We start from the raw sequence: 23,723 nt of genomic DNA on the forward strand, positions 1-23,723 counted from the left end.
GCAATTTTAATTTATCGGAACTACTTATGCATCATTTAATTCTTGGTTATGGCTATTGTGGTTATTACCTGGCTCAAGAGCTTCTAGGGCATCATCAACAGGTCACCGTAGTATCACGACAATTAAAAAAGGAATTCGAACTTTCAAAACTACATCATATAACCCATGATCTCGAATACCCATTTGATTGGAACGAACCCGATTCCATTATCTACTATCTAATTCCACCTCCTTCTCAAGGCACCAGAGATACTTTCTTACAACAGTTTTTAAATCAAAGTTCATTAAATGCAAAGAAAATTATTTACTTTGGTTCAAGTGGGATCTACGGAAACCATCAAGGAGCCTGGGTTGACGAATTATCAACTTGTATTATTGACTCTCCACGTCAACAAAGACGATTGGACGCAGAACAACAATGGTTGGCCTATTGTCAGCAACACAATAGAGAACTTTCCTTATTACGTATTGCAGGCATCTACGGACCCAATAGAATTCCAGCAGATGCATCCAAATCAAAAACTCCGATAATAAAAACGACCGAAGCTCCTTTTACCAATCATATTTTTGTCAAGGATTTGGCTTTAATTGCTTATTTACTTGGCCAAAAACAAACACCATCAACTGTATACAACGTTGCCGATGGCAACCCAACACCCATGGGCGAACTTCAACAAACAGTAGCAAGCGTATTAGGAATTGAATCTGCTCCCTATGAGTCCTTTGAACAGGCTTGGGGAAAAGCAAGTCCTATGAAAAGAGAGTTCATGCGTGCTTCTAAACGGCTGAAGATTGACTTGTTAAAAACTATATTGGGTAAAGGTATCCGTTTTACCAGCTTGTATGATGCAATAAAACAAAGCTTATGATTTTCTGTTTTTGTAAAAAACTATTCTTGATAAGTTAAACTTTAATTTTCTTTAAAATATGGTATTATGCTGCCACATTGGTTATATATAATCCAATAATTCGTTATAAATCAATAGGATTTTAAATTTATAATTTAAATTGAGGTAAACTATGCCTTCTTACAACAATGCCCAGCTCTTGGAAAAACGCTTGCAGAATTGTGATACACAATTAAATCAACTTTTTAATGGCCAGCAATTATCAAGAAAATTTCTCCAGCAGTTAAATCAAATCAAGTATTTTTATAATTCAGCTTTCAATAAGACTGATAATGAAGACGATGGTATCGAAGCCATAGAAGAATATGAAAATTTCATCTCGTTGGTCTCACAAGTAAAGTCTGGTCAAATCAACGCTGATAAAGCAGTTGAAACAATAAAAGATACGACAGAATCCAAGCAGGCTGATGTTATTATCGCCAATTTCTTTAAAGTCTGTGAACTGATGTTCTGGGCTACTGCAGCATTCTTCAGTTATTTGGCTTGTGTATCAGTGGGTATCCCCTTAACTTTTTGTGAACCTCTCCTAGGTATTGCGGTCTCCTTGTCTACCTTTTTGATGACAGTCAGTACAGCAAGCAAATTTTTAGACTGTTTTGATGAATTCGAGTCTTTAGATAAGATTAACGAACATGATCAAAATCAAAAGGATACAGTACGGTTTTTCAGTAACACTTCAAATTCCACTTCATCAGTACGCAATAAAGAAGTTGAAGCAGAAGAAAGCTCACAGAGATTATATCCGAATTTACAAACCATCTAAATCCATAAACAATGACACATCAGACCAAAAATTATTTTGGTCTGATGTTTTGATTATTCTCTTCCAACCAAATCAATATTAATCTCTGATGTTTACTTATTCATCCTTAATCACTAAATAAATCATCACAGCTAAAATAGTAATGAAGATATGAAAAGCTGTGGTAAGAGCTGAATTCAGCATGGGAGACATCCACATACCAAACCATTCTCCGCCTATGGACATAAAAAGAACTTGCCAGGTTACAAAGCCCAAAGTCAGGCCTCCGATAGCCCAATTCTTGGCATGATTAAAAACAGGAGCACTTTCATTTCTTGCCTTAAATAATTTCCACGCACCAATTCCGCAAAATATGGAGGTTAATAACTCCAGGATAACAATGATAATAAATGCAATATAATGCAGGGCTGAGCTAGTAATTGCTCGATAAGTGATTGTGGAATTAGGAAACACATCGCTCATGGTTAATACTTTTACTACAGCAGGAAAATTGGCAGAGTAATCAGTAATGTTTCCAAATGCAGTCAGTAAACAAAAAAAAGAAACCGCAACAACAAGCAACACCTTTGAGAATCTAATAATCATCATTTCATCCTTTGAAACAAGTTAAAAAAATATGTATCACCTAATTGATAAGAACCTTCATGGAAGAGATACTCATGCTCTTTTCTCCCCGAATCAATTAATCAAAAATCTTAACCTAAACCCTTGCCGGCTTTATCATCAACTAACCTTTCTCCCTGAGTATTTCTGGCAAAACGTAACAATAAATGATTGGCTCTGATTATTGCCTCATTCAGTGCCTCCTCAGGACTCATCAGATCTGCAAACATTGCCTCTAACACTTCATCATTAATTCCGCGAATTTGATTTTGTGGTCCCATGTGTTTATAAGGTTTCTCAGGCAAATTATCTTCAAGATCTGTTCTGGCTAATAATAAAGTGGGATGTTGACTTGATTGCACAATATTGGCGTAAATTCCTTTTAACCCTAATGGCAAATAACCCGTGTGCTCATGCCAGCGCTTTTGCACTTCAGGTTTTGCAATGAATGCAAAAAATCTCGCAATTCCTCGATATTGCTCTTCTGTCTGTCCTCCTACAGCCCATAGAGCAGCCCCCCCTGCCACATTAGCATGTCTTATCGAACTGGCTTCAGTATCCAAAGGCATTGTTGCAACACCCAAATGAAAAGGAACAAGAGCAGATAAACTATTATAAGCACCCGATGATTGACTAAATAACGGGCAGACACTGCTAGTAAATAAAATGGTAGCATCATCGACACGGCCTCCATAACGAAAATAATGCAAATCATGCCAGCGCTTTAGTCTTTGAAAATGAGCTGTCAATTTGGGGGTATGAAAAGCGGCACGAGCAGGGTTACCTTGGGTTATAGGCAATCCATGGATAGCCAGAAAAGACTCAAATAAAACCCACCCAGGATAAGCCGTGGTGTATGTACAATCATAACCCGCCTTTTTAATTTTTTCTGCCATTATTTCCATTGCTGACCAGGTCTGGGGGAAGTTATGCTTGCCATATCCTACCTTGGCCAAAATATCAGCGTTATAGTACAGAACTGGTGCCGAGAGATTAAATGGCATTGCCATTAATTGTCCATCCCTGCTGTAAAACTCACGCACTGATTGAATAAAATCATTCTTAGGCAAACTGATACCCTGCTCACTCATTAACAAATCAACGGGTTTGATCACGCCTGAAGGAGTCAGCATGATTGAAGTGCCTACTTCAAAAATTTGAACTATTGATGGCGCCTGACGAGCTCTGAATGCAGCAGCAAAATTGGTAAGAGTTTCCGTATAGTTTCCTTTGTAAATCGGTTTGACTTGGTATTCATTTTGACTTTTATTAAAATCATCAGCGAGCAAGCGGACTTCATCACCCAAATGCCCTGCCATCGCATGCCAAAAAACCAGTTCAACCGGTTTGGCCTGGGCAGACATGACACTTAGAGAGATTAACAAAAACAAAAAGAGTATTTTCATTTTAACAGGTCTGGATAATCACTAAAGAGGGCATCAACGCCCCAATCAAATAATTTTTTGGCCAAACGTTTACGGTTTACAGTATAGGCGCATACAACATACCCTTGATCTTTCACAGCTTTCACTCGATCAGCCGTTAGTATCTTTCTATTGAAATGTATTGAATAGCATTCCAATTGTTTTGCCTTCTGTAACCAGTCTTTATCCCACTCATGCAGCAAGAGCCCTAAAGGCATTTCTGGAGCAATACTGCGACATAAGACCAAAGCATCCCATTCAAAACAGGAAATGAGAGGTAATTCCTTATTTTGGGGCCAATGCCGATGGATATGACTTAGCACAGCTACAGTAGTTTGCTCAACAGTTCCGGGATAAGGCTTTATTTCTATGTTCGCCTGGACACCAGAAAAAGACAACCACTTTAGCACATCAGTAAAGTGTGGAATTTTTTCTCCCTTATACTGCTTCGAATACCAAGAGCCAGCATCGAGACTGCGAAGATAATTTGCCTCCATCAGTCCCACATCCCCTTTTCCATTGGTGGTCCGTTTCAAATTGTCATCATGAATGACAAAAGGTTCACCATCAAGGCTACACATCACATCAAACTCAATGAAACGGCAACCTAAAGACAATGCTTTATTAAAAGAAGCCATCGTATTTTCCGGAGCATAGCCTGATGCTCCCCGGTGACCAATAATTTTTTCAACAACCAACAAATTAATCTCCCTGCTTACGATTGGATGCAGCTTCCACCATAGCGGTCAATATCAACTCATTACTCACTGTCAATGGTGCCGGAGCAGCAGCCATAGCTAAAGCATTCATTTCTTTCGCTTGATACGCTCTCGGTTGCTGAGGAATAGTATCACCTTCGAAAAACACCAGGTTACTGACAGAGTAATTTTGCTTGGGATAGGCTTTATTCATACGATCAATTTCTTCATTCACTTGCTGATAAAGCTGTTCACGAATTTTGGCACGTACGACTTGAGTCTCTTCTAAACTTGGTTTGAACTCAACGCCACTGATTTCATATTGAGCTCCTGGCTTACTGACTGATTTGGCATTTTGATAAATATTGGTCAGAACAGATTGATCGACTCTTGCCTGAGCTTGTACATAAAGTTTCTCAAGGCCAGAACTATCCTGAGAGCGATCAAATTGCACAAGATGCCATTCCCCTTTAGCAATTTTGTTTAAGCTATCCATTATGTCTGCCCGTGCTTTCACTAAATCAGCATTACTTAGTGTGGCATTGATACTGACATTTAGTAACGCTGTTTGGGTAGTAACCCATTTTTTGGCAGAAACTTGAAAAAAAATCTTATCAAGTACCAAATCCGGTGTCTCGTTATCAGCCCAAGCAAAAGAAGTTAAAACCATTAACCCCAGCATCCAGGCAATTTTTCTCATAATAGGCTCCATTCAGAATGTTTCTATTGGAATTAGTGTATACCAGCAAACCAGAAGACACCACAGCAGTTTGAACCAGAATTACTTAAATGAATAAACAAACTATCACTCTAATACAAATCCTTTGCAGAATTACTATCAAATAGTCAGATTTGAACGCAGATTGGGAAAATAAACAGGATAAAAAAGCGCAGTGTACATTGAAGTACATGAGCATTTTTTAGAATGTTTTTTTCTCAAGATGCGCCAAATAAGGCCGTTTGCTAAGAATTACATTGATTTAATTGACGAATAGATCTATAACTTCTCCCAAAATTATTGCAAGAGGAGCTTAAAAATGATGTCTGTTGACAATATTAAAAATGATAACCAGGTTTTGGCTGAAGAAGATTTCCTCGAATACGCATTGTCTCATGGATTTGGTGATTTACACTTTAAGGTGGATCCGCAAACGGGTATGAAGGCTATGATTGCGATTCATAGCACCAAGTTGGGACCTGCTTTGGGTGGTTGTCGATTTATTGAATATCCTAGCACTGCTGCTGCTTTGAAGGATGCTATGCGTCTTGCGAGAGGCATGAGCTTTAAGGCTGCTTCAGTCAATTTACCTTTGGGTGGTGGAAAATCGGTTATTATTAAACCTAAGGGTTTTTTTAATCGAACAGAGTACATGCATCGGTTTGGTGAGTTTGTCAATGAATTAAATGGCAGGTACATCACTGCTTTGGATAGCGGTACTGAATTAAGTGACATGGATATTATTGCTGAGCATACTGACTATGTTGCCAGCTTATCCAGATACAATGGAGATCCTTCTCCTTCTACTTCCAAAGGTGTGTTAAGAGGAATTCAGGCTGCTGTTGCCTTTAAATTAGGTAAAGACTCTCTCAAAGGTTTGCATATTGCTATTCAGGGTCTAGGCCACGTCGGTTATGCTCTGGCAAAACAATTACACGAATTAGGAGCAACATTAACCGTTGCTGATATTTCACCTGCTGCTGTGAACATGGCAGTTCAAGAATTGGGAGCCAAAGCGGTCAGCACTGACATTATCCACAAAGTACCATGTGATGTATTTGCTCCTTGTGCTTTAGGTGCGATTATCAATGATCTCACTATTCCCCAGTTACAAACCAGTATTATTGCTGGTGCTGCCAATAATCAGCTTGCACACACTTACCATGGCAAGATTTTACACGAAAAAGGTATTTTGTTTGCTGTTGATTATGTTATTAATGCAGGTGGTTTAATATTCGCCGCCTCTAAATATTTGCAAACGCCTGAAGACAAGGTTAGCGAGCAAATTGATAGCATTTATACTTCCCTGACTGAAATTTTCACTCGTTCTGCTAAAGATAATTTACCCACTAGCGAGATTGCTGATACTCTGGCTAAGGAAAAATTGGCTTAATTGGACGCCCTTTATGAAACATTTATCTCTTACTCCAGAGTTGTATGAATACATGCTTGATGTTTCCTTGCGGGAACATCCTGTTCTTGCGGCATTACGCAAAGAAACATCCACTATGGAACTCGCCAATATGCAGGTAGCTCCTGAGCAAGCTCAATTTATGCAGATGCTGATACGCTTGATTGGTGCAAAGAAGGTATTGGAACTTGGAACATTCACAGGTTATAGTGCCTTGGCTATGTCCCTTGCTTTGCCTGATGATGGGCAAGTTATCACCTGTGATATTAATGAGGGATGGACAAAGCATGCTCATGCTTATTGGCGTGAGGCCAAACAGGAACATAAAATTAAATTACGTCTTGGACCTGCTCTTGACACTTTGCATTCATTACTTAATGAAGGTGGAGAACATCAATTTGATTTCATTTTTATTGATGCTGACAAAACCAATTATCTGAATTACTATGAACTGGCTTTAAAATTGGTTACACCTAAAGGATTAATTGCCATAGATAACATTTTTTGGGATGGAAAAGTAATTGATCCGAATGATACGAGTGGACAAACCAGAGAAATTAAAAAATTAAATCAAGTGATTAAAAACGATTCAAGAGTCTTTGTCAGCTTGTTAGCTATAGCTGATGGGATGTTTCTGGTGCAACCCATTTAGTCTTTAAAATCCCTGGCAAGCAATACACTGCATTGCTATGTAAATAAGTACAAGGAGAATCTGATAATGCAAAATAACAACCCCTGCGGATTAGATGGCTTTGCCTTTTTAGAATTTTCAGGCCCTGATAGAAGTAAACTACATCAACAATTTTCTGAAATGGGGTTTCAGGCCGTTGCCCACCATAAAAATCAGGACATTACTCTTTTCAAACAAGGGGAAATACAATTTATAGTGAATGCAGCCTCCAATTGCCAGGCAGAAGCTCATGCCTCAACCCATGGCCCAGGCGCTTGTGCAATGGGCTTTAAAGTAAAAAATGCCAAAGCCGCTTTTCAATACGCTATTGCGCATGGCGGAACCGCATTTCAGGATGCTCCTCATGCCAATCACGGTTTACCAGCTATCCAGGCTATTGGTGGCAGTGTTATTTATTTTGTGGATGAGGAACACCAACCTTTCTCTAATGAATGGAATATTACCTCATCAGAACCCGTTGCTGGAAATGGCCTGACCGCAATCGACCATCTCACCCATAACGTTTATCGCGGTAATATGGATAAATGGGCCAGTTTTTATGCTTCCATTTTTAACTTCCAGGAAATTCGTTTTTTCAATATCAAAGGAAAAATGACTGGTTTGGTCAGTCGAGCATTAGGTAGCCCTTGTGGCAAAATCAAAATTCCTTTAAACGAATCCAAAGATGATTTATCACAAATTGAAGAGTTTCTTCATGAGTATCATGGAGAAGGCATTCAACACATTGCTCTCAATACCAATGATATTTATAAAACAGTCAATGGCTTAAGAAAACAAGGGGTAAAATTCCTCGATGTGCCAGATACTTACTATGAGATGATTAATGACCGCCTCCCATGGCACAAGGAGCCACTGAATCAACTCCATGCCGAGAAAATTTTAATTGATGGAGAGGTAGACCCCAAAGATGGTTTGTTACTACAAATATTTACTGAAAACATATTTGGACCAGTCTTTTTTGAAATTATTCAACGCAAAGGCAATCAAGGATTTGGTGAAGGAAATTTCCAGGCTTTATTCGAAGCCATTGAAAGAGATCAAGTTCGACGTGGTACTTTAAAAGAATTGACCTAAAAAAACCGTTGAAATGTAATGATGCTATTTTTCAGGCATAAGCCAGGAGATCCAAATGAAACTCGCCAGTTTGAAATCAACTCGTTCTCGCGATGGAGAACTTTGCATTGTTAACAGATTACTGACTACTGCAGTCCGCGTTCCTCATATCGCATCAACACTTCAATATGCTCTGGATCATTGGGATGTTGTTGAACCCAAGTTACAACTGATTTATCAACAGTTAAATGATAATCAAATTGAAGATGCTTTTGCGTTTGATCCCAAGCTATGTGCCTCACCATTACCCCGAGCTTATCAATGGGCCGATGGCAGTGCCTATGTAAACCATGTCGAATTGGTTCGTAAAGCCAGAGGAGCAGAAATGCCCGCTGATTTTTGGACCAATCCACTCATGTATCAAGGTGGATCTGATGCTTTTCTAGGACCTCGTGATCCAATTTTGGTCAGCTCAGAAGCCTATGGGATTGATTTTGAATCCGAGGTAGCCGTTATCACTGATGATGTTCCCATGGGGATTGATCATAGAAACGCTGCCCATCATATCAAACTTTTGATGCTGGTTAATGATGTCTCTCTACGTAATCTTATACCCGATGAACTGGCAAAAGGGTTTGGATTCTTCCAATCAAAACCTGCCAGCAGCTTCTCCCCGGTAGCAATAACCCCAGATGAGTTAGGTTCCTGCTGGGATGGTCAACGCGTGAATTTGCCATTAATTAGCCATTTGAATGAACAGTTATTTGGTCAACCCAACGCTGGCATTGATATGACCTTTTCTTTTCCAGAACTGATACAGCATGCGGCAAAAACAAGGTTTTTAACCGCAGGTACTATTATAGGTTCTGGAACAGTATCCAACCTCGACCGCAGCAAAGGATCTTCTTGTATCGCTGAAAAGCGAATGCTGGAAATGATCGAATTCGGACAGGCAAAAACACCGTTTATGCGATTTGGAGACCGAATTCGCATAGAAATGCTCGATAGTCAAGGAGACTCCCTATTTGGCTCCATTGACCAAATAGTAACGAAATACGATAAGGATTCCTTATGATATTGTATGACTATTTCCGCTCTACCGCATGCTATCGAGTAAGAATCGCTCTTAATTTAAAAAAAATTGCTTACGAAAAAATTGAAGTGCATCTGGTTAATAATGGAGGCGAACAGCATAGCCTGAAGTATCACCAAGTTAACCCTCAAGAACTTGTTCCCAGCCTGGACATTAATGGACACGTGTTGAGCCAATCAATGGCAATCATTGATTATTTGGAAGAAATCTATCCAGAAATGCCATTGCTTCCTAAAGATCCTTTTATGAAAGCCACTCTAAAATCAATGGCTTTAATTGTTGCTTGTGATATGCATCCTCTTAATAATTTAAGAGTGCTGAATCGTTTAAAAGAACAATTTAAAGCGAATGAAGAACAGGTACTGGAATGGTATCATCATTGGCTAAAAACAGGATTTGATGCTTTTGAGGAAAAACTTGGAGCTATGAAGCGCGACAAGCCAGTCTGCTTTGGAAGTGAAGTTAGTCTGGCTGATGTCTGTTTGATCCCCCAGGTTTATAATGCCCATCGATTTCATTTTGATATGGCAAGTTACCCAATAATCAATGAAATCAATGAGTATTGTCTAACTCTACCGGCATTCCATGATGCGGCACCAGACATCAAGTCATCCTAAAACCATGCTCTTCTCAACTCCACCGTGATCACCCCTTTAGGGGTTTTCTCCAACATACTCCAGGCTGTTTTACATCGCTGCAGGTAACCAATTAAAACATTTTGATTGTTGCAACGGTACCTTACAGGCATTGAATCATATTGTTCGTTAGAGTTTATAGCCAAACAATACTCGCCATTAACCAATTCAATAGCCCAGGGAAAAGTGCGAGACATATCTAAGGTCTTATGATGCTCGTTATTCAAAGGTATCTCTACGTTAATTTGTACACTATCACCAACCCATGGAGATTGAGGGCATATAGCCCCCATTTTTTTACTACCTGCTTTTACAAAACATGGATCAAATAATTGACCTTCAGCCTGACAACGCCAAGCATCTTCGCGTATAATTATGTGGGATTGTTCATAACATTGACCAGACATTATTTTTTTAACAACAGGTGGTGCTTGTTCAAAAACTTCACCAAAAGGCCTGTATAATTTTAGGACAGTATCGCTGGCACTGGCTAAAAAAGAAAAAAAACATAGCAATACCAGTAAAACTCTTTGCAGCATGGTGTTCCCCCACGGATTTTATTTAGTGTATCATCACATTTTAATTCAGGGCTTAGGAAATACTGCAAACGGGAGAAAAATCAGTCCCTCGAAGGATTGGAATATTTCCTAAGCCCTGAATCAATCGTTTTCGATTTTGGAGTATATAATGACAGAAGTCTTTACTATAAAACAATGTCTCGACGGCGAAATCAGTATTGATGAAACCGTTACGGTAAGAGGATGGGTGAAAACCCGAAGAGATTCAAAAGCTGGCTTGTCCTTCATCAGCCTTCATGATGGCTCTTGCTTTTCTCCCATACAAATCGTCGCTACCGATCAGTTATCCAACTACAACAAAGAAGTTATAAAATTAACTGCTGGCTGCTCAATGATAGCGACTGGAAAATTGGTAGCATCACAAGGAAAAGGGCAATTTTTTGAAATCCAGGCCGAATCTATTGAAGTGGTGGGATGGGTTGAAAATCCAGACACTTATCCTATTCAAGCCAAACGCCATACTCTTGAGTTTTTAAGAGAGGTAGCTCATTTACGCCCCAGAACCAATACTATAAGCGCAGTCACCAGAGTACGTCACTCATTGGCACAAGCCATTCACCATTTTTATCATGAACAAGGATTTTTTTGGGTTCATACACCTATCATTACTGCCAGCGACTGTGAGGGAGCAGGAGAAATGTTCAGGGTATCTACTCTGGATTTATTAAACATACCTAAAAATGATAAAGGACAAATTGATTTCAGTAAGGATTTTTTTGGCAGAGAAACATTCTTAACTGTTTCTGGTCAATTAAATGTAGAAGCCTATTGTATGGCCATGTCCAAGGTATACACATTTGGACCAACATTTCGAGCTGAAAACTCCAATACAAGCCGACATTTGGCTGAATTCTGGATGATCGAACCAGAAATCGCTTTTGCAAATCTGGAAGACATTTGTAAACTCAGCCAAAATATGCTGCGTTATCTCTGTAAAACTGTTCTTGAAGAGCGTTCAGACGATATGGACTTTTTCAATCAATTTGTCGCTCCAGGGTGTATAGAACGCATGGAACATATTGCGGATTCTGAATTTGAAATTATGACCTATACCGATGCAATCAAAGCACTTGAGGCGAGTGAGCAAAAGTTTGAGTTTCCAGTGAGCTGGGGGCTAGATCTGCAATCAGAGCATGAACGTTACCTGGCTGAAGTGCTTTGCAAAAAGCCTGTTATTGTGACAAATTACCCGCAAGAAATTAAAGGCTTTTACATGCGCCTTAATGACGATGGAAAAACGGTAGCTGCCATGGACGTTTTAGCCCCAGGTATTGGGGAAATTATCGGTGGCAGCCAACGCGAAGAGCGATTGGAAATACTGGATAGACGTATGGACGAGTGCAACCTGAATAAAGAACATTACCAATGGTATAGAGACTTGCGTCGTTATGGTACTGTACCTCATGCCGGATTTGGCTTGGGTTTTGAGCGCTTGATCAGCTATGTTACAGGGGTATCGAATGTGCGAGATGTAATACCATTCCCTCGCACACCAGGCCATGCGGATTATTAAATCGATAATGCGCTTAAAGAATCTTCCTCAACTTCAGCTGTTTGTTGTTGAGGTTGGTTCCCCTCAGACAGCAATCGCCGTCTATTTCTTGGCGAAAATATTTTTTCTAATATCTCATCCTCAGGAGTACTCGCAAGCGGTCGTCCTGCATCCACTGTATCATACTGTTCCCTATTGAAATTAGGACCAGGTAGAAATCCTTTATTACTTGCCTGTTCTGAAGAAGGTACTTTTAAATTTTCGGTTGAGTGAGGATAAAAAATAGAAAACCCTCTTCTATGTGACTTAACAGGGAAACTAGACTCTGATTTTGTTAGTGGTTTGGCTTTTTCTTTGTCCTCAATAGTACTTGTAATTTCTTTCATATGAACTGTTTTATCTTTTTTTTCATCCATTGTTAATACTCCTTATTTTATTTTTATTCTCTCGCATACAAAGTACCTTCATGCAAAACGAGAACTCTTTCCATACGTTCTGCAATCCGCTGATCATGGGTCACTATAACCAGGGCGGTATTCATTTTTTTATTAAGATCCAACATCAAATCAAACACCTTCCGGGCTGTTGCCTCATCCAAATTCCCAGTCGGCTCATCAGCCAGAACACAATGTGGCTGATGCACCAAGGCTCTCGCTATGGCAACCCGTTGCCTTTCTCCTCCAGACAACTGGGCAGGCTTATGCGCTAATCGTGGTTTAAGCCCTACCTGTTCCAGCATATTAATGGCTTTTTCTTCCGCATCTTTCACAGCCATACCCGCCAGCAATAACGGCATCATCACATTTTCAAGTGCCGTAAACTCAGGCAATAAGTGGTGGAATTGATAAACAAATCCTAATTGTTGATTGCGCAATTGACAACGTTGTTTTTCATTTATTTTTTGCCAATTGACATCTCCAAGAGTAATTGCACCACGGGTTGGTTTATCCAGCCCCCCCAACAAGTGCAAAAGAGTGCTTTTCCCAGAACCTGAGGGACCGATAATAGCGATTCGGTCCCCTTTTGTTATGGCCAAGTCCACTCCTTTTAACACCTCAACTGTAGAAGTACCATCATGGTATGACTTATATAGCTTTTGACTGGTTAAAATGATGTCATTCATAATGCAAAGCCTCCGCGATGACTGTCTTTGATGCTCGCCAGGCAGGATAAATGGTTGCAGCAAAACTCATTAATAATGCCATAGCGCAAACTTGCCACAGATCACGAAACATAATTTTAGAAGGCAAGTAATCAACAAAATAAATACTTGAAGACAACACCTTCACCTGGAAAAAGGACTGCAATGCATTAACTATCTCCGTTGCATTATTGGCCAACACTAAACCTCCTAACAACCCGAGAATTGTACCAACCAGACCAACCATCATTCCCTGTACAATAAAAACCCATAAAATGGTAGAAGGAGTAGCGCCAATAGTTCTTAAAATGGCAATTTCAGCTTGTTTGTCATTGACTACCATTACCAGAGAGGACACCAAATTAAAAGCTGCTACAGCAATAATAAGCAATAAAATCATAAACATCATCGTTTTTTCCATTTTAACTGCTTCAAAAAACGCTCCAAATTGCTGGGTCCAATTGCCCACTTGATATCCTTCTCCCAAACGATCAGATAATTCATAAGACAATTCAGGTGCTTTATATACATTATTGATTTTCATCTTTATGCCTGAGACATCATTTTTGTCGAATTGCATTAATTTTTGGGCATCTTCGATATTAATAAATGCTAATTTTGTATCGAAATTAAATCCTGTACCAGCAGAAAAAACACCTACAACGGTAAAGCGCTTGAATCGAGGGATCATACCGGCAGGAGTTACTGTTGCTTGCGGGATCATTATCGTAACCTTATCCCCAATCATCACCCCAAGGCTGTCCGCAAGACCTTTTCCAAGAATAATCCCAAAATGTTTCAGATTATCCATATTACCTGCCAGTAGTTTCTTATTGAGATGAGTTACAGATTGTTCTTTTTCTGGCAGAATACCGGTCAGGACGATAGGCAAAACCTGGCCTTCATGAGTTAATAATCCTTGACTTCCAACATAAGGCGCAATTGCCTTTATTCCAGGAATTGTTTCAACCTTTTTAACCACTTCAGGCCAATCACTTAATCGCTCATCAGGACCTGTTATGGTGATTTCAGGCGCCATCCCAAAAAAACGACGATGAATTTCCTGATCAAAACCATTCATCACTGATAAAACAGTGATTAAAACCATCACTCCCATGCCTATACCCAACATGGAACTTAGGGAAATAAAGGAAACAAAGTGATTTTTCTTACGTGAACGCGTATAACGTAATCCGATAAAAAGAGCCAATGGTTTATACATAATCGTATTCAGCTGGATTAAAGTTAGTATTGTACAGTACTTATAGAAAAGGCCAAGATTGAAGCCTAAAGATTTTAAAGAACTTATTAATAATTCATCATCAGACAACCCACATAGATATCCACAGAATCTGTGGATATCTAATAGCTGGGGTTTCATAATCATGGGATTTTGGGACATCCGTGTTAAATAGTCATCTACTAGACTTTGTTTTCTCAGCAAACGTAGGTCGGGCCAAGGCCCATAGCCGTCAGGCCAAAGAAATAAATAATGATCTAACCTATTGAAATATTTTGAAAAAAAGCTAGAGTCCACTTTAAATTTTTTCCTAGGCGGGACAAAAGAAAAAGGGACTCTATGCAGTTGGCTACCATATCAAATATTCCCCAAAAAATCTTTAAGTTTTTTTACTTTTGAGGCAGAACGCTTGGGCAAAGAAACCCAGTTCAAGCAACGACGTTCAAAGCTTACCCCAGTTCCTATATCGGGGCATTGCTTGCGACCTGTTTGACTGGACACTTTGATTTAGAACTGCTGGGTAGCGTTCTTAAAAAAACAAGGAATTCTTATTACGAAGCAGTCTCTACACGAACGATTCAATGAGCGTACGGTGCTGTTTCTTAAAGCGTTATCCACCACCTTTCCAAGCTATTTTCAATCAGAAAAGTTGCCTCACCTCCCTGGGTTAGAAGCGTTTACTGCTCTTAATATTATTGATAGCAGCAGCGTATCATTGCATAGCACCTTAAGTAAGCTTTTCAAAGGAAGTGGAGGAGCAGCATCCAGCGCAGCTTTAAAAATACAATTAATGTTTGATTACCTAATGGGCCAAATCAAAGAGTTAACACTCACCCCTGGCTGTGATAACGACCAAAGCTTCGACTATTATTTTAACTCCATACAAAAAGGAGCTCTTTATTTAATTGATTTAGGTTATTTCAAACTGGATTCATTTAAGAAAATAACCGATGGGCAGGCTTTTTTTGTCAGCCGCTTACTCACCGGAACCAAACTATTTACAGAAGAGAAACAGTCCTTTGATTTATTAACGGCAATATCCAATGCAGCGCCTTTGTTTTCACAACAACTGTTAATGGGAGCACAGCATCACATTCAAATACGCCTCGTTGCTCAATGGCTTCCCGAGGAACTTGCAAACAGGAGGAGGCAAAAGCTTTTGGAAGCTCATAAACGGCGTAGAACAACACCATCCAAAGAGTCTCTCACCTTACAAAGTTGGTCTATTTACATTACCAACACCACTGAAGCACAAATAAGTAATCAACACATTCATCAAAGTTATGCACTACGTTGGCAGGTGGGGCTTGTTTTTAAATTGAGTAAATCTTTAATGCAAGTAGACTCTATCAAATCTATGAAATCAGCTCGCGTTATCGTGGAAACCTACGGAAAATTTATCAGTATGATGCTCTTATTCTGCTTATGTGAACCCGCACGTTATCAACACGATACAGAGCTCTCATGGTATAAAGCCTGTAAGTTATTAATTATCCAGAGTGCTGAATTGTCACGTGCCTTTATTTCAACTTACCGTTTGAAATTATTTATAAAATCTTTCTTTGAAACACTGATTCTCTTTGCTGGAAAAGATATAAAAAAGAAACATACCTTCGAGACCGCTCTCTCCACCAGAGAGAGCTTTTAATCCTTAGCCTGACGGCTATGGGCCACAGGCCAGACCTACGCTTGCTTTTGCAAGATCAATATCCAGTAAATGATATTTACCCTCTCAGGAAAGTTGGGATATAGACCTTCTGTAATTGACTGCATCTAGTCAAAACTTTGAATTAACATGGCATTTTTTGATCCCTTTAATATCATAATTTATAATGATTAATCCCATAATGCTTCTGGTGGTTTAAGCTGACATGAATTTTTTTGAATTAATAACAAATTTTTTGCAAGAAAACAAAAATCCCTGAAATCTGGAAGAGTCATTAGATTTTAAAATTAAGAGTAGCATGCTGGTTGGATGATGAAGTGCCCCGGGACTTGGGGAAGAGCCGAGTTAAAAACATCAAATTTTGGTGCCCAGGGCCGGAATCGAACCGGCATGGTGTTACCACCGAGGGATTTTAAGTCCCTTGCGTCTACCTGTTTCGCCACCTGGGCATTCACTATTTTTTAATGGAGGCTGAGGCCGGAATCGAACCGGCGTACACGGCTTTGCAGGCCGCTGCATGACCACTCTGCCACACAGCCTCAAATCTATATACTTCGCTATTGCTCTAAAAAAAAAGCGACTTTGATGTCGCTTAAATTTGGAGCGGGAAACGAGACTCGAACTCGCGACCCTAACCTTGGCAAGGTTATGCTCTACCAACTGAGCTATTCCCGCGTCTCTACGGGATGAGATTCTACCGAAAATAAATACCCTGTCAACAGCAAAATTAACTTTTTTTCATTAACTCTGGCCAGGCAATAGCCAAATAAATAACCATAGACCAAATCGTCAAAATAGCAGACACATAAAGAAGAACAAACCCTAAGCTCCCCCACCAGGAAACAAGGGGATTAAATGCCAGCAATAATACCAAAGCGATCATTTGCAAAGAGGTTTTCACTTTTCCTATATATCCAACTGCAACGCTAGCGCGACTTCCAACTTCAGCCATCCACTCGCGCAAGGCTGAAATCACAATTTCTCGTCCAACAATTACGATAGCAGGTATAGTGATGTAATTAATATCCTTTGCTCCAACTAATAATAACAAGCTTGTCGATACCAATAACTTATCAGCGACGGGGTCAAGAAAAGCACCAAAATGAGACATCATTTCAAGTTTACGCGCCAAATAACCATCTAACCAATCGGTAATGCTTGCAATAGCAAAAAGAACAGCGGCAGTAGGATGAGCCCATTTGCAAGGAAAATAAAATACCATAATGAATACAGGAATAATTGAAATCCGCATTAAGGTTAGTATATTAGGCAAACTGGTTAACGTACTCACTGCTAAATATCCCCCTTTTTTATGCTTCCGGCAACATCAGATAAGCTGACAATAGCTTATAATCATCAAATACGGCCAAAGCGCCTGCCGCTTTAAGCGCATCCTCTTGCTGATGGTAAAAATCCATGCCGATAGCATTAACATTGATTCTTTTTGCCATTTCCATATCCGTTGTAGAATCACCTATCATCAAAGTTGATGAAGGATCTCTCCCGAACTCCTCCATGATTTCCTCAAGCATTTGCGGACAAGGTTTTGCCGGTACTTGTCCAGCAGAACGTGTCACTTTAAATAATTGATCAAGCTCAGTTGCCTGAAGAGCACGGATTAGAGAATTGTGGCCTTTATTTGTAGCAATGGCCAAATCAACCTTTGCTTGATGAAGTTGCTTGATAAATTCTAATACTCCAGGGATCAAACGCACTTCTGTTGGCCGTGAAATCATTGCAGACTGAACTGCTTGTAACAGATCTTCCTGTTGCCCGGCAGTTAGATTGGGCAATGTCTTTTTTACAGCTTGAACCAATCCCAAGTCTACATATTTTCTTGCTTGATATGGGTCGATATCACCAAAGCCCAACGTTTTGGCTTCCGTTGCAACAGTATGTAAAATAACTCCCAATGTATCAGCAATCGTGCCTTCCCAATCAAAAATTACTAATTGATATGCACTACTCATAGCTCAATAGGCTCCTTGCACGTAGTTGCTTTAAAGTATTTCCAAATCCATCGTCTACATCAGCTTGAAATACCTGCATTACTCCATTCAGATTGAATTGAATAGACCTTGCATGCAGATAAAGACGATTCTGTTGATAGTCTATACCTTCCACCTCACCCACCTTAGCGCCGTATTTCTCATCACCAACAATGACATGACCAAAGTAAGCGCTATGAACGCGAATTTGATGTGTCCGTCCTGTTTTAGGAGAGGCTTCTACCCAACAGGCCTGATGATAATTTTCCAACAATTTAAAATCTGTTTCTGATGCCTTGCCATCTTTCTGAACGGAAACAACTCTTTCCCCTGATTTCAATGTGTTCTTCTCAAGAGGAGCTGTAATTGTGATTTTCTTTTTACCGTCCCAACGATGCGTTAATAAAGCCCAATAAGTTTTCTGCACTTCTCGGGCTTCCAATAGCGATTGAATGGCTCGTAACGTACTTCTTTTTTTAGCTAATAAAAGACAACCTGAAGTCTCTCTATCTAACCGATGTACTAATTCCAAATAGGATAAGTCGTGCCTTGTCTTTCTTAAGGCTTCAATAACCCCCAGGCTTAAACCACTACCACCATGTACTGCAATACCTGCTGGTTTATTAATTACCAACAAGGAAGAATCTTCAAAAATGATACTATCCTTCAAACGTTTTGCCAAATTATCACTTACAAAAATTTCTTTAGAATCAGTCATTCGAATTGGTGGTATTCTTATGCTGTCCCCGGTTTGTAAACGACTGTTAGCTTGTGCTCGTTTTTTATTAATCCGAACCTCTCCACCACGAATAATCCTATAGATATGGCTTTTAGGAACTCCTTTTAAAATTCGAATCAGATAATTATCCAAACGCTGCCCATTCTCTTCGGAACTAATTTCTTTATAACTTACTTCACTCATTGTCAATAAACCTGTTTTCTGAGCGTGATTTTTTTGATATGATTAGATATCGTACGGGAAAATCCCTTACGACCGAATTATAACGTATAAATAGAAAAATAGTTTAATAATCGATTCATAATCGATAAAAGATTTGTAATTAACTAGTTAAAATACTTGCATTCACAGTTAATTTTTCATCATCAATGAAGAATGAAAAATTAACAGAATAGCATAAATTTAACTAATTTGATAGCAAATCGAACTAAAGAAGCAACTGCTCAAGCGAATATAAAACAGGCTGGAGTCAATAACAACTTGAACCACAAGTTGAAGAATTGCCTCTGTTTTTTCATCTTGATAAGCATGAGCAGATGCCTGGAAGAAAAAACAAAATGCGCTTCCATTTAAGTCGAAGATATAAGGAAGCGACCCAATACCAGAGTAAAATTGATAATTATTTCGACAGATACCTACGCATGCCAGACATGCTTTATACCAATTACGAATTATTGCCGGGCTTTTGCACGCCTGATGAAAGGCCTTTTTTTTCCAACCCACTTAATCTGTAAACGGTACATCATACAGTGTGCACCTTTAACTATTGAGGTAACATGCGTACGGTCTGTCCACAAGGTCATGGGTCAGCTTAAAGTCCCTCACCCTGCCTGCTTAATAAAATTGTTTTTCAAAAACAAAATTGAGCAATTAGGGAATAGGCTGTTATCATTTCACCAGAAATATAGAAACCAGGACATTAATTTTCTGACTCCCTCTCTCAGCACATTTAAGATGCATGCAAGATATGGGGCCAGAAAAATTAACTTCGTGGCAAGCAAACTGTAGAAATGAACATACGGCTATACTGAGCCTTACACTATCTCGATGTAAATGCATGCGCCCTAAATATGGGGTTATACATGGAAAAAATGCTAATCAATGCAATGCAAACAGAAGAAATTCGTGTTGCATTAATAAAAAACAATCAATTATTTGATCTGGATATTGAATGCCCAGGAGAAATAAAGAAAAAAGGTAATATTTATAAAGCCATTGTAACAAGAAGAGAGCCCAGTCTTGATGCTGTTTTCGTTGAATATGGTTCCAAACGCCAAGGTTTTTTACCCCTAAAAGAAATAGCGCCGGAATATTTAAGCAAGAACCCGGAAGAATTTGGAGATGAGAAACCTCCAATTACCAGCCTTATCCGTGAAGGTCAAGAATTACTTATCCAAGTAGATAAAGAAGAAAGAGGGAATAAAGGAGCAGCTCTGACAACTTTTATTACCCTGGCGGGTTGTTACCTGGTTTTAATGCCCAATAACCCTCATTCTGGCGGAATATCAAGACGCATTGAAGGTGATGAGCGTGATGAACTACGCGAAACATTAAATGCTTTAACCCTTCCTGAAGACATGGGTCTTATTATTCGCACTGCAGGTGTTGGGAAAAGCCTGGAAGAGCTGCAGGATGACTTAAACATGCTTTGCAATCAGTGGCAATCCATCAAAGAAGCTTATAATTCAGAACTGGCGCCTTGTCTGATTCATCAAGAGGGTGATGTAATTATTCGTTCCATTCGCGACAATTTGCGAAAATCCATCAGTGAAATTATTATTGATGATCAAATATCCTATATCAAAGCAAAACAATACATTGAACGCGTAAAACCAGAGTTTTTACCTAATCTAAAACTATATAACAGCAGCATCCCTCTTTTTAATTTCTATCAGATTGAAAGCCAAATTGAAACAGCTTACCAGCGCCAAGTCATGCTTCCTTCTGGAGGTGCCTTGGTCATAGATAGAACTGAAGCCTTGGTATCAATTGATATTAACTCTGCCAAAGCTACTGGCGGTGCTGATATTGAAGCGACTGCATTAAATACTAACCTTGAAGCAGCTGATGAAATTGCTCGTCAACTTCGCCTGCGTGATTTAGGTGGCTTGGTAGTTATTGATTTTATTGACATGAGTTCAAGTAAAAATCAAAGAGAAGTAGAAAATCGACTCAAAGAAGCGCTGCAGGCCGATAGGGCCAGAATTCAAGTAGGACGAATTTCGCGCTTTGGCCTTCTTGAAATGTCACGACAACGCCTGCGGTTATCCTTAGGGGAAACTGCACAGGAAATTTGCCCACGTTGCGAAGGTAGAGGAACTGTACGTAGTATACAGTCTCATGGCTTATCAATTACCCGCCTTATCGAAGAAGAAGCGCTCAAGGAAAAAACAGCTGAGATTCAAGTGCAATTGCCACCAGAAATGGCCACGTTCATTATGAATGAAAAACGCAATTTTATCAGAGATATTGAAAAAAGACATAGTGTCAGTGTCGTTGTTATTGCAAATCCTTATTTGCACCCTCCACAATATACGATTACTCGTCTGAAAGAAGACAACGTAGGAAAATCTAAAAAACCAAGCTACTCTTTGATTCAGCAACCTGAAGTACATGTTCCCAGCAGTGATAAAGAGCCGGTATCACATGATGAACCTGCTGTGAAATCATTTGCCGAACACAGAGTCATCAAACACCCTCAAACCAGTTTCATTAAACGATTATGGACCAGTTTATTTGGTGGTCATTCAGCTGCCAATACCGCAACAACTCAAGAACCCGGTAAAAAACATCATCATCGTGCTCAAAGTCAAGGAAAGCACACATCTTCCAAAAGCTCGGGAGGAGACAAACGTCAACAAGGTAGCAACGCAAATCGTAGACGTCGTTCAGGCGGAGGACAGCAACGTTCCTCATCAGGAAATACAAATGCTGGTGTCAGCGCAAACCAACAACGGAAAAAATCAAACGCGAATCAGCAAAGTCATGGTGGCCAACAGGGCAATCGCTCAATCCCTGCAAAAAATGAAGGTAACAAAAAAAGGGAAGCCATACTGGCTAAAGAGCAAGAAGAGAAATAGGGCATATTAATTAATTATTTACCTATTTACTTTTTCAATGAAAATTTATCCGCAAAATCCAGGAACCTCTGGATTTTCGGATAAAACAAAGCTGCATTTTATTGTCAGGATACCGATTTTAAAATTGTAACTATTCAGGGTATACACGTTTTTCTGTTTATGTGCCTATTTATTTGAGTTGTCTTTACTGTATAGGCGGGAATCTATCCATAAAGCTAGCATATAGGTTAATTTTTAGATGGATTCCCGCCTTCGCGGTAAATACAGAGGATTTAATATTCTTTGATTAAATACCCCTTGAACGGTTACTTAAAATTATAACCTTTAAAACAAGCCTGATTCTTGTTCCTTAAATCCTTTTCTTAATTAACTAAAGCAATAGTCTTATTATCCTCTACTATCTCTACTTTAGGTTGGAGGACTTTACCTTTGGGTGGACTATAGATTCCATGGGAAAGCAAACCTGTATGAACGGGGTCATTGCTGGGTTTAACATTTTCTTTATCTACTATCCTTTCCAATTTATGTAAACCCAATTTTTCCAAACGTTCAACCTGTTGTTCCTGACGCTTTAATAATTCACTATAGCGCTCATTACTTTTTCTTAACTCTTCTTTGACTGTTTTCAGTTCTTCTTCTGCCTTGCAAATTCGCTCCGCAACTTGATCAAAGCTGACTTGTTTTTCATTAAGGAATCCATCCAGTTTCTTTTGAAATGTGACACGTTGCTCTTCATCAGCAATAACCGTTCCTGACAAGGTCTGTACTGTTCCTTCCAATGTCCTCGCCACTGTTTTAGCCTTTTCAACTTCGAGGCCCAACGACAGCCTGACCTCATGTAATTCAGCTATTTTTTCAGCGAGCTGCAATTGGCTTTTTTCGTATTCTTTTCTGATTTTTGATAGCTCTTTTTGATTCTTTTCCAATAGCTCAGTTTGTTTTGTTGTAGATTCTTGAAGTTTTTTGACGGTTTGCTCCATTTCGTTTGTATCTTTACGGAGCATTTTCTCAATTTCAATATATAACTCGACCTGAGCACTCAGTGATTCTACTTCATTACCCAGCCTATCGATGTTATCAGTTAATCTGAGATTTTCATTCTTAAATTTTTCAATTTCCTCAGCAAACTTTTTGCGAATTGCATCCAATGCCTCAATTGTAATTTGCAACAGATCTGCCAAACCAAACAGTCCTTCTTTTAATCGTTTGGCAATATTTACATTGCAAGTATGGTGGTCGTCCAAAACAATCGCGCCTGCTGTATAGGTTAGTCCTGTTACTCCCCCTATTACTAATAAAACACCGATATGGGCAAATAATCCTACTGCCAAAGTAGGCGCTGTCAGGACAATACCGCCTGTAACTTTCTGCCACATAGGTAGTTCACCCCAAGCTGACGCAGCTCGAGTAATCAAACTGGGATTTTCCGCTATACTGTCTACTATTGATTCCAGGCTTTCTTTAACTTGGCTCAGTTGTTTTTGAGTATCGATGATTTGGGCAAGACTACCGCTTTCAATTTCAGGAGTGTCAGTACTTGCCTTAGGATCCTTTTCAGTACTGTCCAAGCTAGAAGTAGTGATTGTTGATTTGCTATCATGTTGGATCAATACTTGAAGCTCTGTTTCATTAGTAGCCATATTTACTCCTTACGATTAAAAATCTTCCTTAGATGTCCATTTTTAATCATAAATTATCAATAAGACAAGTAATTCTTGCATTTTTTGCAATTAAATTTTATTTTAATAAACCTACTACAAAAAAGATCTGAAAATTCAAATACTAAGCCAAAATGAAACATG

23 protein-coding genes and 3 tRNA genes are annotated in these 23,723 nt (G+C 39.3%); 10 read left to right on the forward strand and 16 right to left on the reverse strand.

Annotated features, from left to right (window positions below; genetic code table 11):
• Positions 1-26: 26 nt before the first annotated feature.
• Complete coding sequence (locus OQJ02_RS11345) at positions 27-869, forward strand: SDR family oxidoreductase (protein ID WP_265719137.1); 843 nt, start codon at positions 27-29, stop codon at positions 867-869.
• Between the two features lie 151 nt (positions 870-1,020).
• The gene (locus OQJ02_RS11350; protein ID WP_265719138.1) at positions 1,021-1,671 is read left to right on the forward strand and encodes a DUF5638 domain-containing protein; all 651 of its coding nucleotides are present in this window, start codon (positions 1,021-1,023) and stop codon (positions 1,669-1,671) included.
• Between the two features lie 96 nt (positions 1,672-1,767).
• Here OQJ02_RS11350 and OQJ02_RS11355 read toward each other — a convergent pair whose 3' ends face one another.
• The 4 genes from OQJ02_RS11355 to OQJ02_RS11370 form a co-directional block, all read right to left on the reverse strand.
• A complete protein-coding gene (locus OQJ02_RS11355) occupies positions 1,768-2,256 on the reverse strand; it encodes a DUF2165 family protein (protein WP_265719139.1) in 489 nt (162 codons plus the stop codon).
• A gap of 110 nt (positions 2,257-2,366) precedes the next feature.
• Entirely contained in the window at positions 2,367-3,680 is a 1,314-nt protein-coding gene (locus OQJ02_RS11360; protein ID WP_265719140.1) for an extracellular solute-binding protein, read from the reverse strand.
• A complete protein-coding gene (gene ugpQ / locus OQJ02_RS11365) occupies positions 3,677-4,396 on the reverse strand; it encodes a glycerophosphodiester phosphodiesterase (RefSeq protein WP_265719827.1) in 720 nt (239 codons plus the stop codon). The genes OQJ02_RS11360 and ugpQ overlap by 4 nt, the downstream gene beginning before the upstream one ends.
• Before the next feature lie 4 nt (positions 4,397-4,400).
• A complete protein-coding gene (locus tag OQJ02_RS11370) occupies positions 4,401-5,096 on the reverse strand; it encodes a hypothetical protein (RefSeq protein ID WP_265719141.1) in 696 nt (231 codons plus the stop codon).
• Between the two features lie 337 nt (positions 5,097-5,433).
• On the opposite strand from OQJ02_RS11370, the gene OQJ02_RS11375 reads away from it, so the two are divergent.
• From OQJ02_RS11375 to maiA, 5 genes are all read left to right on the forward strand, one after another.
• Positions 5,434-6,507, forward strand: coding sequence for a Leu/Phe/Val dehydrogenase (locus tag OQJ02_RS11375; RefSeq protein WP_265719142.1), 1,074 nt, complete (start codon positions 5,434-5,436; stop codon positions 6,505-6,507).
• Positions 6,508-6,520: 13 nt separating this feature from the next.
• Positions 6,521-7,177 carry a class I SAM-dependent methyltransferase gene (locus OQJ02_RS11380; protein ID WP_265719143.1) on the forward strand — a complete coding sequence of 219 codons (657 nt, stop codon included), beginning with the start codon at positions 6,521-6,523 and terminating at the stop codon, positions 7,175-7,177.
• Positions 7,178-7,243: 66 nt separating this feature from the next.
• Positions 7,244-8,290, forward strand: a complete 1,047-nt coding sequence (gene hppD / locus OQJ02_RS11385; protein WP_265719144.1) for a 4-hydroxyphenylpyruvate dioxygenase — start codon at positions 7,244-7,246, stop codon at positions 8,288-8,290.
• Between the two features lie 55 nt (positions 8,291-8,345).
• Positions 8,346-9,344 carry a fumarylacetoacetate hydrolase family protein gene (locus tag OQJ02_RS11390; RefSeq protein WP_265719145.1) on the forward strand — a complete coding sequence of 333 codons (999 nt, stop codon included), beginning with the start codon at positions 8,346-8,348 and terminating at the stop codon, positions 9,342-9,344.
• Positions 9,341-9,979, forward strand: a complete 639-nt coding sequence (gene maiA, locus OQJ02_RS11395; protein WP_265719146.1) for a maleylacetoacetate isomerase — start codon at positions 9,341-9,343, stop codon at positions 9,977-9,979. Before OQJ02_RS11390 ends, maiA begins: the two co-directional genes overlap by 4 nt.
• Here the strand turns inward: maiA and OQJ02_RS11400 are convergent.
• The gene (locus OQJ02_RS11400) at positions 9,976-10,536 is read right to left on the reverse strand and encodes a hypothetical protein (RefSeq protein ID WP_265719147.1); all 561 of its coding nucleotides are present in this window, start codon (positions 10,534-10,536) and stop codon (positions 9,976-9,978) included. The two genes, maiA and OQJ02_RS11400, sit on opposite strands and share 4 nt — an antisense overlap.
• A 148-nt stretch (positions 10,537-10,684) precedes the next feature.
• On the opposite strand from OQJ02_RS11400, the gene asnS reads away from it, so the two are divergent.
• On the forward strand, positions 10,685-12,088 hold the full coding sequence (asnS, locus tag OQJ02_RS11405) for an asparagine--tRNA ligase (protein WP_265719148.1): 1,404 nt from the start codon (positions 10,685-10,687) through the stop codon (positions 12,086-12,088).
• Here asnS and OQJ02_RS11410 read toward each other — a convergent pair.
• The 3 genes from OQJ02_RS11410 to OQJ02_RS11420 are packed head-to-tail and all read right to left on the reverse strand — an operon-like array spanning position 12,085 to position 14,430.
• On the reverse strand, positions 12,085-12,483 hold the full coding sequence (locus OQJ02_RS11410) for a hypothetical protein (RefSeq protein ID WP_265719149.1): 399 nt from the start codon (positions 12,481-12,483) through the stop codon (positions 12,085-12,087). The genes asnS and OQJ02_RS11410 overlap by 4 nt on opposite strands.
• A gap of 23 nt (positions 12,484-12,506) precedes the next feature.
• Positions 12,507-13,190 (reverse strand): lipoprotein-releasing ABC transporter ATP-binding protein LolD, encoded by a 684-nt coding sequence (gene lolD, locus OQJ02_RS11415; RefSeq protein WP_265719150.1) that lies wholly within the window; start codon positions 13,188-13,190, stop codon positions 12,507-12,509.
• Positions 13,183-14,430, reverse strand: a complete 1,248-nt coding sequence (locus OQJ02_RS11420; protein ID WP_265719151.1) for a lipoprotein-releasing ABC transporter permease subunit — start codon at positions 14,428-14,430, stop codon at positions 13,183-13,185. Before OQJ02_RS11420 ends, lolD begins: the two co-directional genes overlap by 8 nt.
• A gap of 568 nt (positions 14,431-14,998) precedes the next feature.
• Here OQJ02_RS11420 and OQJ02_RS11425 point away from each other — a divergent pair.
• The gene (locus OQJ02_RS11425; RefSeq protein ID WP_265719828.1) at positions 14,999-16,096 is read left to right on the forward strand and encodes an IS4 family transposase; all 1,098 of its coding nucleotides are present in this window, start codon (positions 14,999-15,001) and stop codon (positions 16,094-16,096) included.
• A gap of 380 nt (positions 16,097-16,476) precedes the next feature.
• On the opposite strand, the gene OQJ02_RS11430 is transcribed toward OQJ02_RS11425, so the two are convergent.
• The 7 genes from OQJ02_RS11430 to OQJ02_RS11460 all read right to left on the reverse strand — a co-directional run bounded on the left by OQJ02_RS11430 (position 16,477) and on the right by OQJ02_RS11460 (position 19,564).
• Positions 16,477-16,563: transfer RNA gene (locus OQJ02_RS11430), tRNA-Leu, on the reverse strand.
• A gap of 16 nt (positions 16,564-16,579) precedes the next feature.
• Positions 16,580-16,653, reverse strand: a tRNA-Cys gene (locus tag OQJ02_RS11435).
• 60 nt (positions 16,654-16,713) lie between these two features.
• Positions 16,714-16,789: transfer RNA gene (locus OQJ02_RS11440), tRNA-Gly, on the reverse strand.
• A gap of 52 nt (positions 16,790-16,841) precedes the next feature.
• A complete protein-coding gene (pgsA, locus tag OQJ02_RS11445; RefSeq protein ID WP_265719152.1) occupies positions 16,842-17,405 on the reverse strand; it encodes a CDP-diacylglycerol--glycerol-3-phosphate 3-phosphatidyltransferase in 564 nt (187 codons plus the stop codon).
• Positions 17,406-17,424: 19 nt separating this feature from the next.
• Positions 17,425-18,084: an HAD family hydrolase gene (locus OQJ02_RS11450; RefSeq protein WP_265719153.1), complete on the reverse strand. Its 660-nt coding sequence runs from the start codon at positions 18,082-18,084 to the stop codon at positions 17,425-17,427.
• Positions 18,077-19,024, reverse strand: a complete 948-nt coding sequence (locus tag OQJ02_RS11455; protein ID WP_265719154.1) for an RluA family pseudouridine synthase — start codon at positions 19,022-19,024, stop codon at positions 18,077-18,079. The genes OQJ02_RS11450 and OQJ02_RS11455 overlap by 8 nt, the downstream gene beginning before the upstream one ends.
• 219 nt (positions 19,025-19,243) lie before the next feature.
• Positions 19,244-19,564, reverse strand: a complete 321-nt coding sequence (locus tag OQJ02_RS11460; RefSeq protein WP_265719155.1) for a hypothetical protein — start codon at positions 19,562-19,564, stop codon at positions 19,244-19,246.
• A gap of 359 nt (positions 19,565-19,923) precedes the next feature.
• On the opposite strand from OQJ02_RS11460, the gene OQJ02_RS11465 reads away from it, so the two are divergent.
• Entirely contained in the window at positions 19,924-21,921 is a 1,998-nt protein-coding gene (locus OQJ02_RS11465; RefSeq protein WP_265719156.1) for an Rne/Rng family ribonuclease, read from the forward strand.
• Positions 21,922-22,283: 362 nt separating this feature from the next.
• Here OQJ02_RS11465 and legC7 read toward each other — a convergent pair whose 3' ends face one another.
• Positions 22,284-23,561, reverse strand: coding sequence for a Dot/Icm T4SS effector LegC7/YlfA (gene legC7 / locus OQJ02_RS11470; protein ID WP_265719157.1), 1,278 nt, complete (start codon positions 23,559-23,561; stop codon positions 22,284-22,286).
• Between the last annotated feature and the right edge of the window lie 162 nt (positions 23,562-23,723).

Source organism: Legionella sp. PATHC032 (assembly GCF_026191185.1).
Taxonomy (GTDB): Bacteria; Pseudomonadota; Gammaproteobacteria; order Legionellales; family Legionellaceae; genus Legionella.

Coding starts and splice junctions, on each gene's coding strand:
- maiA (WP_265719146.1), top strand. CDS start 9,341: ATGATATTGTATGACTATTTCCGCTCTACCGCATGCTATCGAGTAAGA.
- OQJ02_RS11400 (WP_265719147.1), bottom strand. CDS start 10,536: ATGCTGCAAAGAGTTTTACTGGTATTGCTATGTTTTTTTTCTTTTTTA.
- OQJ02_RS11360 (WP_265719140.1), bottom strand. CDS start 3,680: ATGAAAATACTCTTTTTGTTTTTGTTAATCTCTCTAAGTGTCATGTCT.
- OQJ02_RS11450 (WP_265719153.1), bottom strand. CDS start 18,084: ATGAGTAGTGCATATCAATTAGTAATTTTTGATTGGGAAGGCACGATT.
- OQJ02_RS11375 (WP_265719142.1), top strand. CDS start 5,434: ATGATGTCTGTTGACAATATTAAAAATGATAACCAGGTTTTGGCTGAA.
- OQJ02_RS11420 (WP_265719151.1), bottom strand. CDS start 14,430: ATGTATAAACCATTGGCTCTTTTTATCGGATTACGTTATACGCGTTCA.
- hppD (WP_265719144.1), top strand. CDS start 7,244: ATGCAAAATAACAACCCCTGCGGATTAGATGGCTTTGCCTTTTTAGAA.
- OQJ02_RS11345 (WP_265719137.1), top strand. CDS start 27: ATGCATCATTTAATTCTTGGTTATGGCTATTGTGGTTATTACCTGGCT.
- asnS (WP_265719148.1), top strand. CDS start 10,685: ATGACAGAAGTCTTTACTATAAAACAATGTCTCGACGGCGAAATCAGT.
- OQJ02_RS11410 (WP_265719149.1), bottom strand. CDS start 12,483: ATGGATGAAAAAAAAGATAAAACAGTTCATATGAAAGAAATTACAAGT.
- OQJ02_RS11355 (WP_265719139.1), bottom strand. CDS start 2,256: ATGATTATTAGATTCTCAAAGGTGTTGCTTGTTGTTGCGGTTTCTTTT.
- OQJ02_RS11465 (WP_265719156.1), top strand. CDS start 19,924: ATGGAAAAAATGCTAATCAATGCAATGCAAACAGAAGAAATTCGTGTT.
- OQJ02_RS11350 (WP_265719138.1), top strand. CDS start 1,021: ATGCCTTCTTACAACAATGCCCAGCTCTTGGAAAAACGCTTGCAGAAT.
- OQJ02_RS11455 (WP_265719154.1), bottom strand. CDS start 19,024: ATGAGTGAAGTAAGTTATAAAGAAATTAGTTCCGAAGAGAATGGGCAG.
- OQJ02_RS11390 (WP_265719145.1), top strand. CDS start 8,346: ATGAAACTCGCCAGTTTGAAATCAACTCGTTCTCGCGATGGAGAACTT.
- OQJ02_RS11370 (WP_265719141.1), bottom strand. CDS start 5,096: ATGAGAAAAATTGCCTGGATGCTGGGGTTAATGGTTTTAACTTCTTTT.
- legC7 (WP_265719157.1), bottom strand. CDS start 23,561: ATGGCTACTAATGAAACAGAGCTTCAAGTATTGATCCAACATGATAGC.
- OQJ02_RS11380 (WP_265719143.1), top strand. CDS start 6,521: ATGAAACATTTATCTCTTACTCCAGAGTTGTATGAATACATGCTTGAT.
- lolD (WP_265719150.1), bottom strand. CDS start 13,190: ATGAATGACATCATTTTAACCAGTCAAAAGCTATATAAGTCATACCAT.